The sequence below is a fragment of the Azospirillum sp. UFLA03-27 genome, assembly GCF_059803775.1.
Genome location: NZ_JAUQTX010000058.1, coordinates 1 through 15,848 on the forward strand (window position 1 = coordinate 1; position 15,848 = coordinate 15,848).

Consider the following 15,848-nt stretch of genomic DNA (forward strand, 5'->3'; position numbering starts at 1 on the left):
GCGTATAATCGTCGGCAGCGTCAGATGTGTATAAGAGACAGGCGCGTAGGCGGCCAGCATCGCCAGCCCCAGCGACAGCGCCACCACCGCCGAGGCGGCCAGCAGGGAGTTCAGGATGTTCCGCCCGAAGGGCTGCTCCTTGAAGATCGCCGCGTAGTTCGCCAGCGATGGCTGCGACGGCCAAGCCTCCACCGTGAACAGCGCGCTGCCCGCCTTCAGCGAGGTGACGATGGCCCAGGCGAAGGGAAACACCGCCCAGACGACGATTCCCAGAACCACAAGAGCAAAGGCGATGCGTTTCAGGCCCATCCCCTCACCTCCCCGCGTCGACACGCACGCGGCCCAGCGTCACCGCCAGCACCGTCGCCACCGCCAGCACCAGGACCAGCAGGGTCGCCGCGGCGGAGCCGTAGCCCACGTCCTGGAAGTCGATCAGATATTGCCGGGCATAGACCGACATCGACATGGTGGAGCGGCTGTTGCCGGTCAGCACATACATCAGGTCGAACACGCGCAGCGCGTCCAGCGTGCGGAACAGCACCGCCACCATCAGCGCCGGACGGATCAGCGGCAGCGTGATGCGGAAGAAGACCTTCACCGGATGCACCCCGTCCACCTGCGCCGCCTCGTAGAGGTCGCGCGGCAGCATCTGCAGGGCGGCCAGGATCAGCAGCGCCATGAAGGGCGTGGATTTCCAGACATCGACCGCGATCACCACCGGCAGCGCCAGATCGGGATCGGCGGTCCAGGCCCGCGGCTCGGCGATCAGCCCGAGTCCCATCAGGATCGTGTTCACTACGCCGTAGAGATCATGGAACATCCAGCCCCACATCTGGGCCGACACCACGGTGGGGATCGCCCAGGGGATCAGGACGGCGGCGCGCAGCAGCCCGCGCCCCGGCAGATGCGCGTTCAGGATCAGCGCGATGCCCAGCCCCAACGCCGTCTCGATCGCCACCGACACCACGGTGAAAACCAGCGTGTTCCACACCGCTCGCCACCAGACAGGGTCGCGCATCAGCCACAGGTAATTGTCCAGCCCCACCCCCTGGAAGCCGTCCAGCGTGGCGAGCGTTGCGTTGGTGAAGGAGAAAAAGACGGTGCGGAACAGCGGCCAGCCGGCCACCCCCGCCAGAACGATCAGCATCGGCAGCAGGAACAGCCACGCCGCCCGGCGCCGCTGCCGCTCCAGGCTGGATCGCGGAAGAGCGCTCACCAGCGCCCTCCTCGGCTGATGCGGACCAGAGCCTCCTTGAGATCGGGCAGCATCGCCTTGGCGTCCTGCCGTCCGGTAAGCACCTCGTGGACGTTGGCGTAGAACTCCGCCGACACTTGGTTGTAGCGCATGCCCGTCGCTTGGGCCGGGCGGTTGACCGCATTGGCGATGGAGTCGGCCAGCTCTGCGAAGAAGGGGTTGGCGGCCACCACCTCCGCATCCTCGTAGAGCGCCGGGATGGTCGGGTTGGAGGCGCCGTGGATGGCCCGGCGCTTCTGCTCGGCCAGGCCGGTCAGATACAGCGCCAGGTCCGCGGCCTCGTCCGCATGGGCGGAGAATTTGCTGACCGCCAGCAACTGCCCGCCCAGCGTGGACGTGTGGCGCCCCTCCTGCCCGCCCTTGGGCAGCGGCACCACGGCGACCTTGCCGCCGACCGCGCTGTCCGCCGCGTTGACCAGCGTCCAGGCGTAGGGCCAGTTGCGCATGAAAACGGCGTTGCCGGACTGGAAGACCCCGCGCGCCTCCTCCTCCATGTAATTGAGGACTCCCGGTGGACTGATCGAACCGACCCAACCGTGGGCCATGGCCAGCGCCTCGGCGGCGCGCGGGTTGTCGATGGTGATGGCTCCGTCGGGGGCGACAATGGTGCCGCCGTTGCGGCTGGCGATCCATTCCAGCGCGTTGACGGTCAGCCCTTCATAGGCGCGGCCCTGCCAGACATAGCCCCACATCCGGTCCCGCCCGGCGGCGCGCTCCGCCCGTTGGATCAGGGCGGCGGTGTCCTGAAGCTCCTCCCAGGTCTGCGGCACCGGGCGCCCGTGGGCCTCCAGCAGATCCTTGCGGGCGTAGAGAACCCCGGCGTCGGCGAACCAGGGCATCGCGACCAGCCGGCCCTTGACCGTCGCAGCCTCGACCATTGCCGGAAGATGTTGGCGAACAACGTCCGGCCCGGCGCGGTCCTTCAGGTCGATGAAGTAGTTGCCGAGGATGCCCGGCCAGACCACGTCGATCTGGAACACGTCGATGTCCGGCGATCCGGCGGCGAGAAGCTGCTGGTAGAGCGCCAACTGCTCGCTCGCCCCCTTCGGCGGGGAAACGAAACGAACCTCGTTCCCGCTGCGCCGCGCCCATTCCTGCGCGCCGTCGCGGCACAGGTCGAAGCTGATGCCGAGCCCACTGCAGGCGAGAGTCACCGTCGCCCCGGCGGCGGGCAGCGCCGAAAGGGCCGTCAGCACTCCAGCCAAGAGCAACGCGCAGCGACGCGCCATGGAATTCCATCCGTTCCCGGTTCACCCAGGTCCGGATGGGAAACTCCAATGGCCGCGGTCGAGTTCCCTAGGGCCGAATTGCAGCCGAACGACAAAGCCCTCTCCCCCTTGGAGGGCTTTGCGCAATTGCCGAACGTTCTCAGCTGTGATTCCCTTCCTTGGTTCTCGGAAGGGGCCACCATGCGTGTTCGGGTTTGCGGTCAGCTGAGTTTGGCGGACGATCTGGTCCGGGCTCCGGAGAACGGGGTTCTGGACGAGATCGCCGGTGCGGCGGACTGGGCGGCGCTGGAGGTGGTGCTCCGGTCACCGCGCAACCGACGCTCGGAGGCCGGGGCTCCGGGGAATCCGCCGGTGCTGCTGCGCTGCCTGCTGCTGGGGTTGTGGCACGGCGGGCTGTCCGACCCGGCGCTGGAGGCCGCCTTGGCCGACCGGCTGTCGTTCCGCCGCTTTGTCGGCTTGAGCCTGGACGGCCCGACGCCGGATCACTCCACGCTGTGGCGCTTCCGTGCGGCCCTGTAGGAGAGCGGCTTGGCTGAGGCGGTGTTTGGTCCCACTTGGCCGCGCAATACTCAAATAGAGTCCAAAATCCGGCCCTATCGCAAAGCCCTCCTCTGGGGAGAGGGAATACACCCAGCTCTCACTTCATCGACGGAAAGGAGAACTGTGCGCCTTCGCGCACGCCGCCGGTCGGCCAGCGCTGGGTGATCGTCTTGCGCCGGGTGTAGAAGCGCACGCCGTCCGGTCCATAGGCCGCCAGATCGCCGAACAGCGACCGCTTCCAGCCGCCGAAGCTGTGATAGGACACCGGCACCGGCAGCGGCACGTTGACGCCGACCATGCCGACCTTGATCGCGTCGGTAAAGTAGCGCGCGGCCTCGCCGTCACGGGTGAACAGGCAGGTGCCGTTGCCGTATTCGTGGGCGTCGATCAGGTCCATGCCCTCCTGCATCGTCTTCACGCGCACGACGCACAGGACCGGGCCGAAGATCTCCTCCCGGTAGACGCTCATGTCCGGCGTCACCCGGTCGAACAGACAGCCGCCGAGGAAGAAGCCGCCCTCGTGCCCCGGCACCACCAGCCCGCGGCCGTCGACCACCAGTTCTGCCCCTTCGGCAACGCCCTGGTCGACAAAGCCCTTCACCTTCTCGAAATGGGCGCGCGTGACCAGCGGCCCCATGTCGCAGCCGCTGCCGGTCCCGGCCCCGACTTTGAGGCCGCGCACCTGCTCCGCCAGCATCGCCACCACGCGGTCGGCGGTCGCGTCGCCCACCGCGACGACCACGGAAATCGCCATGCAGCGCTCCCCGCAGGAGCCGTAGGCCGCCCCCATGATCGCGCTGACCGCGTTGTCGAGGTCGGCGTCAGGCATGACGATGGCGTGATTCTTGGCCCCGCCCAGCGCCTGCACCCGTTTCCCATGGGTGGTGCCGGTGGCGTAGACATACTCGGCGACTGGGGTGGAGCCGACGAAGCTGACCGCCTGGACGCGCGGATCGGTCAGCAGCGTGTCCACCGCCTCCTTGTCGCCGTGAACGACGTTGAGCACCCCCGGCGGCAGTCCCGCCTCCTGCGCCAGTTGTGCTACGAGCAGGGAAGCGCTGGGGTCGCGCTCCGACGGCTTCAGGATGAAGGCGTTGCCGCAGGCCACGGCGACCGGGAACATCCACAGCGGCACCATGGCCGGGAAGTTGAAGGGCGTGATCCCCGCCACGACGCCCAGCGGCTGGAACTCCGACCAGCTGTCGATGCCCGGCCCGACATTCTTGGAATGCTCGCCCTTCAGCAGGTCGGCGATGCCGCAGGCGTATTCGACATTCTCCATGCCGCGGGTCAGTTCGCCGCGGGCGTCCTCCAGCGTCTTGCCGTGCTCCCGCGTGATCGCCGCGCAGATGCGGTCGGCGTTGTCCTCCAGCAACTGGCGGAAGCGGAACATCACCCGCGCCCGCTTGGCCGGCGGCGTCGCCCGCCACGCCGGGAAGACGGCCTCGGCGGCGGCGATGGCCGATTCCACGGTGGCGCGGCCGGCGAGCGGGACGCGGCCCACGGTTTCACCGGTGGCCGGATTCACGATGTCGGTGCTGCGGCCGTCGGTGGGAGCGTCGGCCGTGCCGCCGATGAGGTGCGGAACGAGGGTCATGGCGTTCGTCATCCTCAAGCGGTCGCCTGGATGGCGTCGGAAACGGCGTTCATCAGCCGGTCGAGGTCGTCGCGCTCGCTGATGAAATGCGGACCGAATTGCAGCGTGTCGCCGCCGAAACGGACGTAGAAGCCCGCCTTCCAGCAGTGCATGGCGATCTCGTAGGGTCGGCGGGCCGGCTCGCCCGGCAGTGCCGCGATCTGCACCGCGCCGCACAGCCCGTAGTTGCGGATGTCGGTGACGTGCTTCAGCCCCTTCAGCCCGTGCAGCACCGTCTCGAAATGCGGGGCGAGCGCCGCCGCCTTTTCGGCCAGCTTGTCCTGCTCGAACAGTTCCAGCGCGGCGAGGCCGGCGGCGCAGGCGACGGGGTGGGCGGAGTAGGTGTAGCCGTGCGGGAATTCGACCATGTAGTCGGCGCCGCCGTTGTCCATGAAGGTCTGATAGATATCATGACTGGCGACGACGGCGCCCATCGGCACCGCGCCGTTGGTCAGGCCCTTGGCAACGTTCATGATGTCGGGCACCACGCCGAAGGCGTCGGCGCCGAAGGCAGCGCCCATGCGGCCGAAGCCGGTGATGACCTCGTCGAAGATCAGCAGGATGTCGTGCTTGTCGCACAGCGCGCGCAGCCGTTGCAGATAGCCCTTGGGCGGCGGCAGCACGCCGGCGGAACCGGCCAGCGGCTCCACGATCACCGCGGCGATGTTGGAGGCGTCGTGCAGGGCGACGAGTTCCTCCAGCGCGTCGGCCAGTTCGGCGCCCTGCTCCGGCAGGCCCTTGGTGAAAGCGTTCTGCGGCAGCAGCGTGTGCGGCAGATGGTCGGCCTCGACGCCCGAGCCGAACAGTTTACGGTTGCCGCCGATGCCGCCCAGGCTGATTCCGCCGAAATTGACGCCGTGATAGCCCTTGGACCGGCCGATCAGCTTGGTCTTGGCCGGTTGGCCCTTCAGCCGCCAATAGGCGCGCGCCATCTTCAGCGACGTATCGGTCGCCTCCGACCCTGAATTGACGAAGAACACATGGTCCAGCCCGGCCGGCGTCATCGAGGCCAGCTTGTGCGCCAGCTTGAAGGCGGCGGGGTGGCCGAACTGGAAGGCCGGGCTGTAGTCCAGCTCGGCGATCTGGCGGGCCACCGCCTCGCTGATTTCGCGGCGGCTGTGCCCGGCGCCGCAACACCACAGGCCGGACAGGCTGTCGTAGATCTTCCGACCCTCGGCGTCCCAGTACCACGCGCCTTCGGCGCGGGCGATCAGGCGCGGGTTCGCCTTGAATTCGCGGTTCGCCGTGAAGGGCATCCAATGGGCGTCCAGCTCCTCGCGCGTCAGCCCGGCGGTCGGGGCGGTTCCGGCTTTCTGGCTCTCGTCCAACGGCGGCATCGGGCGGCGCTCCTGCTGGTTTGGGTGGTCATCGGAAATCGCTTCGGAAAACAGTGTGCGCGGAGGCTCGGTTACGGTTAAATCCAAACCATTCAAACCTTACGCAAGCGTCCGCTTACCTATTCATGACCAAGCCCGCCCGCCCCATGAGCGGCCTCAACGACGCCGACCTGCGCCTGCTGCGCGTCTTCAAGACGGTGGTGGAGTGCGGCGGCTTTTCCGCGGCGGAGGTGGAGCTGAACATCAGCCGCGCCGCCATCAGCCTGCACATGGCCGACCTGGAACGGCGGCTGGGTCTGCGGCTGTGCCGGCGCGGGCGGGCGGGCTTCCTGCTCACCGACGAGGGGCGCATGGCCTACGAGGCGGCGCTGCGCCTGTTCGCCGGCCTGGAGAGCTTCCGCAGCGAGATCAACGCCGCGCACGGGCGGCTGCGCGGCGAATTGAACATCGGCATCACCGACAACCTCGTGACGATGCCGAAGATGCGGGTGACCGACGCGCTCCGCGGCCTCAAGCAGCAGGGGCCGGAGGTGCGGGTGAACATCCGCATGATCCCGCCCAACGAGATTGAGCGCGGCGTGCTGGACGGGCGCCTTCATGTGGGCGTGGTGCCGGCGCGGCGCGCCCTGCCCGGCCTGGACCGTCTGCCGCTGTACCAGGAGGAGTCACACCTTTACTGCGGGCGCGGCCATCCGCTGTTCGATGCGGAAATGGTGCCCGACGCCGCGGTGGAGGCCGCCGATGCCGTCGCCCCGACCGAGGCGCAGCAGGTGCCGGAGGCGGCGGGGGTGCAGCGGGCGCTGACCGCGACCGCCACCGCGACCGACCGCGAGGGCGTGGCCTTCCTCATCCTGACCGGTTGCTACGTCGGTTTCCTGCCCACCCATTACGCGCGGCAGTGGGTCGAACGCGGGGCGATGCGCGCCCTTCTGCCGGAGCGCTTCCACTACGCACAGGAGTTCCAGGCAGTCACCAAAGTGGGCACGCAGGCCAATCTGGTGCTGGAGCGGTTTCTCGACCTGCTGAGACGGACGGGGCAGGAGGGGCCGGGAATGAAGAGGGTGGGCGGCCCCCAAAAATCAGGGTGATTTCCATTGACGCCGGCCCCGTCACGCCCCACCGTAATTGTGGGGAATACGAACAAAGAACCGGTGGGGGGAGCGCGGCCATGGTGATGCTGACCGAACAGTTCGTCATCGACTATCTGCTGTTCGCCGCCGTCCTCCTCACCGTCACCTGTTCCCTGCTCGGCAGTTTCTTTCTCAGCGCGCTCACCCGCCAGACGGGCGCCCTTCCACGTCTGCTGCTGTGGGGCGTTCCGGCGACCCTGCTCAGCACCGCCCTGTGGTCGCTGGCCATGCCCGCAGACCAAGCACTCGTCGTCGGCGTGGCCACCGCCGGAGCGACGCTCATCGGTCAGCATCTCCTGCCCTTCGGCCCGGTCGGCCAAGCCGGCTCCTGGTCATGGGAGGCGTTGCTGTTCCGCGGCCTGTCCTGGACCGGGCGCACCGCCCTGATGCTCGCTCCCGCCGTGTGGCTCGGCGGCATGCCGTCCTGGATCCTGTGGTTCGCCCTGGCCGGCCCGATGAACGCGGCCATCTTCGCCCTGTGTCAGTTGCGCGGCACCAACCCGGCGCTGCGCCGGTCGGTGGAGCAGGGGGACGTCCTGTGGGGAGGAGCCCAGGGAGCGGTTCTGGGCGGCCTGCCGGCGTTCCTGATGCTTTTGTGACCGGTCCCAGAAACCGGGGATGATTCCACCGTACTCATACGAAAATGCACCAGGTGGGTCTTGCGTGGATGGGACAACCGGGCCATCTGTGCGGGACTGGCTCCGGGCCCCTCTGGCGGTCCACTTGGTACGGACCGCGATGTCGGAGCCCTTCACTTGAGCGGACGGCGCAGCCGTCCCCTTCTGGAGGGTCCGTATGACCGCTACCTCTTTTTCTTCTTTCCGTTACGGTTCCGCCTACGATGAGACGGCGCATTTCGCCGCGCGCCAGCGGCTGGAATGGCTGGCACGGACGATGGACAGCGCCATCCGCGTGCCGGGGACCAACATCACCTTCGGCGCCGACGCGGTGCTGGGCTTGGTGCCCGGCTTCGGCAACCTCGCCACCACGGCGGTGTCCGGCTATCTCATCCGCGAGGCCTGGAGGCTCGGCGTGCCGCGCGGCAAGCTGCTGCGCATGGTCGGCAATGTGGCGATGGACAGCCTGATCAGCGCCGTCCCGGTCGCCGGCAACATCGCCGACGTGTTCTGGAAGGCCAACCGCAAGAACATGGCGATCCTGGCCGAGCATTTGGACGGTCATCCGCCGCACGGCGATCGGACGCACCGCCGCCGCTCGGCGCCCTACACCATCGACGGCGAGTGGCGCCGGACGCGGTGACCCCGGACGCGGAGAAGGGGCGCGTTACTCCCCGCCGAACCTGATGCGGTGGTTCTCCAGCATCAGCTCGTCCAGCCGGCGGCCGGCGGTAAAGCCCGCCTGCCCCGGCGGGACCGGCGTGCCGGCGGGAAGCCGCGGGCAAGGCTCGGCGGCGCCGATCACCTGAACCACCGGGTAGCGGGCGGTGTAGATGGGCAGGTCCATGTCCTCGCCCTCGTCCGACAGCCCCTTGCCCCGGACCTTGGCGCTCGCCTCTTCGATCTCCATGCCGACGACCATGGTCGCCTTGATCTCCTGCACCGTACTGGTTCGCAACTCGGCGCTGCGCCCCGGATAGAAGCGGTCGACCATGGCGTCGAGCGCGCGGGCCTTGGCCTCCGGCTCCTCGACGATGCGCGCGGTGCCGAAGCACATGGCGGACCGGTAATCCGCCGAATGGTTGAACCCGCTGCGGGCGAGCACGAGGCTGTCGAGATGCGTGACGGTCAGGCAGACCGGCAGGCCGTCGCGCTGCGCCCGCAGCATCCGGCTGGCTGAGGACCCGTGCCAATAGAGATGCCCCCCCTCTCGCCAGAAGGCCGTGGGCGTGCAGTAGGGCTGCCCGTCGATCACGTAGGCGATGTGCGCGATCATCGCTCCGTCGAGGATGGCGTGGACCGATTCGCGGTCGTAGCGGCCCCGCTCGTGCAGGCGCTTTACCCGGTTGCGGTCGGTGACGGGATAGCTTTCGGACGGAACGGCCTCGGACATCGCGGAACTCACTTCGCGGCGGTGGACAACGGCGCCATTAGAGCCTAGCCATTGGTTCTGCGTGAGAGCCAATTCCGACCTTGTCGACTGGACCAATCCGATGCCCGCCGATCTCTCCGACCTGATGCTCCTCCCTATCGACCGGACGGGCGGGGAGCCGCTGCTGCGGCAGGTCTACGGTGCGCTGCGCCGGGCCATCCTATCCGGCGCCCTGCCGCCCGGCGGGAAGCTGCCACCGACACGCGCCCTGGCCGAACGGCTCGGCGTCGCCCGCAACACGGTGGTCGCCGCCTATGAACAGCTTCTGGCCGAAGGTTTCATCGAAGGACGCGTCGGAGCGGGCAGCTTCGTGTCCCGCGATCTGCCGGACGGGCTGGAGATTCCGCCACCGGAGCCGCCCCGCCGCGTCTCCTCCCCGCCGCCATCGGTCACCCCTTTCGGCACCCTCCCGTTCAGCACGGGGCGTTGCGCGCTGGACGAGCGCAGTTTGCGAATCTGGCGCAGCCTGACCCTGCGGCACCTGCAACGGCCCGACCCGGAGATGCTCGGCTATGGCGAGCCCGGCGGACCGGCGGCGCTGCGGGAGGCCATCGCCCACTACCTCCAAAGCGCGCGGGCGGTGCGCTGCAAGCCGGAACAGGTGGTGATAACCGCCGGCGCCCAGCAGGCCATCGACCTCGTGCTGCGGGTGCTGCTGCGGCCCGGCGATCCGGTGTGGCTGGAAGACCCCTGCTACCCCGCGGTGCGCGCCGCCCTGGAAGCGGCGCGGGCGCGCGTCGTGCCGGTGCCCGTCGATGGGCAGGGCATGGCGGTGGCGGAGGGCCTCGCCGCGGCGCCGGACGCCCGGTTGGCCTATGTCACCCCGTCCTCTCATTACCCGCTGGGGGTCGTGCTGTCGATGGCGCGGCGCATGGAGCTTCTGGCCTGGGCGCGCACGGCCGGCGCCTGGGTGCTGGAGGACGATTACGACAGCGAGTTCCGCTACGCGGGCCGACCGCTCGCCTCGCTCCAGGGGATCGACGGCGGCGGGCGGGTCATCTATGTCGGCACCTTCAGCAAGGTCCTGTTTCCCGGCCTGCGGCTCGGCTACGCCGTCCTGCCGCCCGAGCTGTTGGATCCGGTGCTCACGATGCGCCGCCTGACCGACTGGCACCCGGCGACGCTCTACACGGGCGTGGTCACGGATTTCCTGAACGACGGTCATTTCGGCCCGCACCTGCGCCGCATGCGCCGCCGCTACACGGCCGCGCGGGACGCGCTGGCCGACGCCATCGGCGCTCATCTCTCCCCCTGGATGGAGGCGGAGGTGCTGGAGCAGGGCATGAAGCTGATCGCCCGGCTGCGCCCCGGCCTGTCGGACCGCGACGTGGAGGCGGTGGCGGCCCGGCGTGGCATCGCCGTCCGCCCGGTCAGCCCCATGCACATCGCCGCCCCGCCGTTGCAGGCGCTGATGCTGGGCTTCACCGGCCACGAGCCGGGCGCCCTGCGCCACGCCGCCCGCGAACTCGGCACCGCGTTGGCGGCTGCACGATTAGACGTCTAATCCTCTTCCTTGAGCGCAAAAGAGTTAATCTTAAAAAGCCCATTCCCACCAATGCGCTTTGGGCGCCGTACCCCTTGGCTTTCTCCGGCCGCGCGGCGATCCCGGCCCTATGGGGTAGCCCGGATACCCCGTTTTCGGGCCGCTCCCCTCCCGTCGTTCGGCGCGCCCTACCCCCGATACCCTGTGCAAGGCAGGCTCCAACCTTGCGACGATTAAGCTGCACGCCTGTTGAGGGCTGGCGCCGGTCCTTCGCTGTCTCCAGGCGTTTTTTTCCGGCGTCCAGTCCATTCGAATACGGAGATATTTCTTACAATGTGCGGCATCAGCGGGGAAATCCGCTTCGATTCTCGCCCGGCCTCCGCTTCCGCGGTCGGCTCGATGACCGAAGCCCTGGCGTTGCGCGGCCCCGACGGGCAAGGCGTCTTCGCCCATGGCCGGATGGCCTTCGGCCACCGGCGGCTGAGCATCATCGACCTGTCCGAAGCGGCGCAGCAGCCGATGACCGACCCCGAGTTGGGCCTCGGCATCGTCTTCAACGGCTGCATCTACAATTATCCGGAGCTGCGGGCGGAGCTGGAGGCCAAGGGCTACCGCTTCTTCTCGCACGGCGACACCGAAGTCCTGCTGAAAGCCTATCACGCCTGGGGCCGCCGCTTCGTCGAGCGGCTCTACGGCATGTTCGCCTTCGCCATTTGGGAGCGTGACAGCGGGCGTGTCACGCTGGGCCGCGACCGGCTGGGCATCAAGCCGCTCTACCTGTCCGAGACGGCGGGGCGGCTGCGTTTCGCCTCCACCCTGCCCGCCCTGCTGGCCGGCGGCGACATCGACACCGCGATCGATCCGGTGGGGCTCTACCAATACATGAGTTTCCACGCCGTCGTCCCGGCGCCGGGGACCATCCTGAAGGGTGTGCGCAAGCTGCCGCCGGCCACGCTGCTGACGCTGGAGCCGGACGGGCGCCGCACCGAGGAAACCTATTGGGAGCCGGTTTTCGGCCCGCAGCCCGGCGACGAGCGCATGTCGGAGGGCGACTGGCAGGACGCCGTGCTCTCCACGCTGCGCAAGGCGGTGGAGCGGCGTCTGGTCGCCGACGTGCCGGTCGGCGTGCTGCTGTCGGGCGGGCTGGACAGCTCGGTCATCGTCGCCCTGCTGGCGGAAGCCGGACAGACCGGCCTGCAGACCTTCTCCATCGGCTTCGAGACCGTGGGGCAGGAGAAGGGCGACGAGTTCCAGTATTCCGACCTGATCGCCCAGCGCTTCCAGACCGACCACCACAAGCTGTTCATCGACAGCAGCCGCGCCCTGCCCGCCCTTCAGGACTGCGTGCGGGCGATGTCGGAGCCGATGGTCAGCCACGACGCCATCGGCTTCTTCCTGCTGTCGCAGGAGGTGTCCAAGCATGTGAAGGTGGTGCAGAGCGGCCAGGGTGCCGACGAGATCTTTGCGGGCTACCACTGGTACCCGCCGATGATGGAGGCGACCGATCCGCTGTCCACCTACGCCAAGGTCTTCTTCGACCGCAACCGCGCGGAGATGGCCGAGGCGCTGAACCCGCAATACCTCGCCGACGAGGACGCGGCGAGCGCCTTCGTCGCCGCCCATTTCGCCCGGCCCGGCGCCGAACGCCCGGTGGACAAGGCGCTTCGCCTCGACACCACGGTCATGCTGGTCGACGACCCTGTGAAGCGGGTCGACAACATGACCATGGCCTGGGGGCTGGAGGGACGCGTGCCCTTCCTCGACCACGATCTGGTTGAACTGGCCGCCCGCGTCCCGCCGGAGCTGAAGCTGCGCGACGGCGGCAAATACGTGTTGAAGGAGGCGGCGCGCAAGGTCGTCCCCTCCGAGGTCATCGACCGGCCCAAGGGCTATTTCCCCGTTCCGGCGCTGAAGTATCTGCGCGGCCCTTATCTGGAGCTGGTGCGCGACGTGCTGAACCAGCCCGCCGCGCGGGAGCGCGCTCTGTTCCAGCCGGCCTATCTGGACCGCCTGTTCAGCGACCCGGAAACCCACATCACGCCGCTTCGCGGTTCGAAGCTCTGGCAGGCCGCCCTGCTGGAGTTCTGGCTGCAAACCCACGGGATCTGAACACCGCATGATGACGATGCAGAATCGCACCCAGACGCCTTTCCGGATCGAACGCGCCCTGGTCTCCGCCCTGATGGACGAGGACTCGCCGCGTCCGAACCGCCGGACGGGGGCGGGGCTTGGGCCGACGCCGCGCGCGGTGGTGAATTGCGGCTGGGGCCGCCTGCTGTTCGCCAACACCTTTCCCGACGTGGGTGAACTGATCGCGGCGATGCGCCAGGAGGGTCCGGGACGGCGCGACATCGCGCTGTATCTGGAGGACCCCCATGTGGCGCTGGCCCAGGCGCCGACCGAGCTGTTCCTTGACCCCTCCCACACCTACCGCCTGCGGCTCGCCGGCTTCCGGCCGGGGAGCGAGACGCGCGGCTTCGCCATCGAAACGCTGCGCGGCCGCCAGGACGTCGATGCCGTGAACCGCATCTACGGCGCCCGCGGCATGGTGACCATGGACCCGGAATTCTGCTGGTCGGAGCGTGACAGCCGCGTGCTGACCCATCTGATCGCAACCGATCCGGTCAGTGGGGCGGTCATCGGCTCGGTCACCGGGGTGGATCATGTCCGCGCCTTCAAGGACCCGCAGAACGGCTCCTCCCTGTGGTGTCTGGCGGTCGATCCGCAGGCGGCCTATCCCGGCATCGGCGAGGCGCTGGTCCGCGCGCTGGCCGAACATTTCAAGGAGCGCGGGCGCAGCTTCATGGACCTGTCGGTCCTGCACGACAACGCGAACGCCATCGCGCTCTACGAGAAGCTGGGGTTCCGGCGGGTGCCGGTCTTCGCGCTGAAGACCAAGAACCCGATCAACGAGAAGCTGTTCGCCGGCCCGGCGGTGGAGGCCAGCCTCAACCCCTACGCCATGATCATCATCAACGAGGCCCGGCGCCGCGGCATCGGGGTGGAGGTGGTGGACGCGGAGTCCAACCTGTTCCGCCTCAGCTTCGGCGGGCGCAGCATCCTGTGCCGCGAGAGCCTCAGCGAGCTGACCTCGGCGGTGGCACTGTTCCGCTGCGACGACAAGGCGGTGACCCGGCGCACGCTGCTGCGCGCGGGCCTGTCGGTGCCGGACCAGATGACGGCGGCCGGCATGGACGACAACGCCGCCTTCCTGGAGCGCCACGGCAGCGTCGTGGTGAAGCCCGCCCGCGGCGAGCAGGGCCAGGGCATCACCGTGGACGTGCGCGACGCGGAGACGCTGGCCTGGGCGATCGGCAAGGCCAAGAAGATCTGCGACACGGTCCTGCTGGAGCAGTTCGTGCAGGGCCAGGACGTGCGCATCCTGGTCATCGACTACCGCGTCGTCGCCGCCGCGGTGCGCCGCCCGGCGGAGATCGTCGGCACCGGCGACCGGACGATCTCTCAGCTGATCGAGGCGCAGAGCCGCCGCCGCGCCGCCGCCACCGGCGGAGAAAGCCGCATTCCGATGGACGAGGAGACGGAACGTTGCGTGCGGGACGCCGGTTTCTCCATGGACTCGGTCCTTCCGGAGGGGCAGACGCTGGCCGTTCGCAAAACGGCCAACCTGCATACGGGCGGCACGCTGCACGACATCACCGACCGCCTGCACCACCGCGTGGTCGAGGCGGCGGTGGAGGCGGCGCGCGCACTCGACATTCCGGTGGTCGGCCTGGATCTTCTGATTCCCGACCTTCTGGGGTCCGACTACGCGATCATCGAGGCGAACGAGCGGCCCGGTCTTGCCAACCACGAACCGCAGCCGACCGCCGAACGCTTCCTCGATCTTCTCTTCCCCTACTCCGCGGTCGATCCGCGGGCGTGACCGTTCAGGAGGTGGTATGGAGCAGGCAGCCTTGACACGGACCGGGATCGTCCGTCCGGTCATCGACATGGACTATCTGACGGGGCTTCTCCGCCGCCTGCTGGAGATCCCGAGCCCGACCGGTTACACGGACCAGATCGTCCATTTCTGCGGCGACGAGCTGCACCGGTTGGGCATCCCCTTCGAACTGACCCGGCGCGGCGCGATCCGCGCCGATCTTGCGGGGCGGCAGTACAGCCCGGACCGCGCCGTGGTCGCCCATCTCGACACGCTGGGCGCCCAGGTGAAGATGCTGAAGGCGAACGGCCGGCTGGAGGTCGTGCCCATCGGCACATGGTCGGCGCGCTTCGCCGAGGGGGCGCGCTGCACCGTCTTCACCGACAAGGGCAGCTACCGCGGCACCATCCTGCCGCTGAAGGCGTCCGGCCACACCTTCAACGAGGAGATCGACACCCAGCCGGTGGCCTGGACCAATCTGGAGATCCGGGTGGACGCCCGCTGCGAAACCCTGGCGGAATTGCAGTTCCACGGCTTCAACGTCGGCGACTTCGTCGCCATCGACCCGCAGGCGGAGTTCGACGCCAGCGGCTTCATCAACTCCCGCCATCTCGACGACAAGGCCGGGGTGGCGGTGATCTTCGCCGCCGCCAAGGCGGTGCTGGACGCCAAGCTGCCCCTGCCGGTCGATTGCCACCTGCTGCTGACCATCTCCGAGGAGGTCGGGTCCGGCGCCTCGTCGGTGCTGCACAAGGACGTGGCGGAAATGGTGACCATCGACAACGGCACCACCGCCATGGGCCAGAACAGCCGCGAGTTCGGCGTGACCGTCGCCATGGCCGACAGCACCGGTCCCTTCGACTATCACCTGACGCACAAGCTGCTGTCGCTGTGCCAGCAGCACGACATCGAGCACCAGCGCGACGTCTTCCGCTATTACCGCTGCGACAGCGCCGCCGCCATCGAGGCCGGAAACGACATCCGCACGGCTCTGGTCTGCTTCGGCATCGACAGCTCCCACGGCTACGAGCGCATCCACGCGGACTCGCTGCGCTCGCTGGCCGAGCTGATCGCGCTCTACATGCAGAGCGACGTGGCGATCCCGCGCGACCGCGTCGGCATGGGACCGATGGGCGCCTTCCCCTGGCAACCCACCGCCCCGGCGAAGGTGGAGGAGTGACCCCATTCCTTCTCCCCTCCGCTCACGCGCAAATGAAGTTTGCGCTGACGCGACAGGCGGACCTTCGGTCCGCCGAAAGCGGGGAGAAGGTCAGGATGAGGGGGCGCCGAAGGCGATCCGCGTCGCTGA

Annotated in this window: 13 protein-coding genes and 1 pseudogene; 8 read left to right on the forward strand and 6 right to left on the reverse strand. The window is 68.6% G+C overall.

From position 1 onward, the window contains the following. From Q4I23_RS11405 to Q4I23_RS11415, 3 genes and pseudogenes are all read right to left on the reverse strand, one after another. Window positions 1–309 (reverse strand): annotated as a pseudogene (locus Q4I23_RS11405) (hypothetical protein); the annotation flags it as partial. A gap of 4 nt (window positions 310–313) precedes the next feature. Next, the gene (locus Q4I23_RS11410; protein WP_498526320.1) at window positions 314–1,216 is read right to left on the reverse strand and encodes a carbohydrate ABC transporter permease; all 903 of its coding nucleotides are present in this window, start codon (window positions 1,214–1,216) and stop codon (window positions 314–316) included. Continuing rightward, the gene (locus Q4I23_RS11415; RefSeq protein WP_498526321.1) at window positions 1,213–2,484 is read right to left on the reverse strand and encodes an ABC transporter substrate-binding protein; all 1,272 of its coding nucleotides are present in this window, start codon (window positions 2,482–2,484) and stop codon (window positions 1,213–1,215) included. The genes Q4I23_RS11410 and Q4I23_RS11415 overlap by 4 nt, the downstream gene beginning before the upstream one ends. 180 nt (window positions 2,485–2,664) lie before the next feature. Here Q4I23_RS11415 and Q4I23_RS11420 point away from each other — a divergent pair, with 180 nt between their 5' ends. Further along, the gene (locus tag Q4I23_RS11420; protein ID WP_498526322.1) at window positions 2,665–3,003 is read left to right on the forward strand and encodes a transposase; all 339 of its coding nucleotides are present in this window, start codon (window positions 2,665–2,667) and stop codon (window positions 3,001–3,003) included. A gap of 118 nt (window positions 3,004–3,121) precedes the next feature. Here Q4I23_RS11420 and Q4I23_RS11425 read toward each other — a convergent pair whose 3' ends face one another. Together Q4I23_RS11425 and aptA are read right to left on the reverse strand one after the other, a co-directional pair. Beyond that, entirely contained in the window at window positions 3,122–4,621 is a 1,500-nt protein-coding gene (locus Q4I23_RS11425; RefSeq protein ID WP_498526323.1) for a CoA-acylating methylmalonate-semialdehyde dehydrogenase, read from the reverse strand. A gap of 14 nt (window positions 4,622–4,635) precedes the next feature. Continuing rightward, window positions 4,636–5,997, reverse strand: coding sequence for an omega-aminotransferase AptA (aptA, locus tag Q4I23_RS11430; protein WP_498526324.1), 1,362 nt, complete (start codon window positions 5,995–5,997; stop codon window positions 4,636–4,638). Window positions 5,998–6,122: 125 nt separating this feature from the next. On the opposite strand from aptA, the gene Q4I23_RS11435 reads away from it, so the two are divergent. From Q4I23_RS11435 to Q4I23_RS11445, 3 genes are all read left to right on the forward strand, one after another. Continuing rightward, window positions 6,123–7,085 (forward strand): LysR family transcriptional regulator, encoded by a 963-nt coding sequence (locus Q4I23_RS11435; protein ID WP_498526325.1) that lies wholly within the window; start codon window positions 6,123–6,125, stop codon window positions 7,083–7,085. Window positions 7,086–7,165: 80 nt separating this feature from the next. Then, the gene (locus Q4I23_RS11440) at window positions 7,166–7,726 is read left to right on the forward strand and encodes a hypothetical protein (protein WP_454016543.1); all 561 of its coding nucleotides are present in this window, start codon (window positions 7,166–7,168) and stop codon (window positions 7,724–7,726) included. Between the two features lie 196 nt (window positions 7,727–7,922). Further along, window positions 7,923–8,387 (forward strand): DUF4112 domain-containing protein, encoded by a 465-nt coding sequence (locus Q4I23_RS11445; RefSeq protein ID WP_454016544.1) that lies wholly within the window; start codon window positions 7,923–7,925, stop codon window positions 8,385–8,387. 24 nt (window positions 8,388–8,411) lie between these two features. Here Q4I23_RS11445 and Q4I23_RS11450 read toward each other — a convergent pair whose 3' ends face one another. Further along, on the reverse strand, window positions 8,412–9,137 hold the full coding sequence (locus Q4I23_RS11450) for a pyridoxamine 5'-phosphate oxidase family protein (protein WP_454016545.1): 726 nt from the start codon (window positions 9,135–9,137) through the stop codon (window positions 8,412–8,414). A gap of 100 nt (window positions 9,138–9,237) precedes the next feature. On the opposite strand from Q4I23_RS11450, the gene pdxR reads away from it, so the two are divergent. The 4 genes from pdxR to Q4I23_RS11470 all read left to right on the forward strand — a co-directional run bounded on the left by pdxR (window position 9,238) and on the right by Q4I23_RS11470 (window position 15,719). Then, window positions 9,238–10,680 carry a MocR-like pyridoxine biosynthesis transcription factor PdxR gene (pdxR, locus tag Q4I23_RS11455; protein ID WP_498526326.1) on the forward strand — a complete coding sequence of 481 codons (1,443 nt, stop codon included), beginning with the start codon at window positions 9,238–9,240 and terminating at the stop codon, window positions 10,678–10,680. Window positions 10,681–10,992: 312 nt separating this feature from the next. Then, on the forward strand, window positions 10,993–12,768 hold the full coding sequence (locus Q4I23_RS11460; protein ID WP_498526327.1) for an N-acetylglutaminylglutamine amidotransferase: 1,776 nt from the start codon (window positions 10,993–10,995) through the stop codon (window positions 12,766–12,768). A gap of 7 nt (window positions 12,769–12,775) precedes the next feature. Further along, the gene (gene ngg, locus Q4I23_RS11465; protein ID WP_498526328.1) at window positions 12,776–14,542 is read left to right on the forward strand and encodes an N-acetylglutaminylglutamine synthetase; all 1,767 of its coding nucleotides are present in this window, start codon (window positions 12,776–12,778) and stop codon (window positions 14,540–14,542) included. A 16-nt stretch (window positions 14,543–14,558) separates the two neighbouring features. Further along, window positions 14,559–15,719: an osmoprotectant NAGGN system M42 family peptidase gene (locus tag Q4I23_RS11470; RefSeq protein WP_498526329.1), complete on the forward strand. Its 1,161-nt coding sequence runs from the start codon at window positions 14,559–14,561 to the stop codon at window positions 15,717–15,719. Window positions 15,720–15,848: the final 129 nt, after the last annotated feature.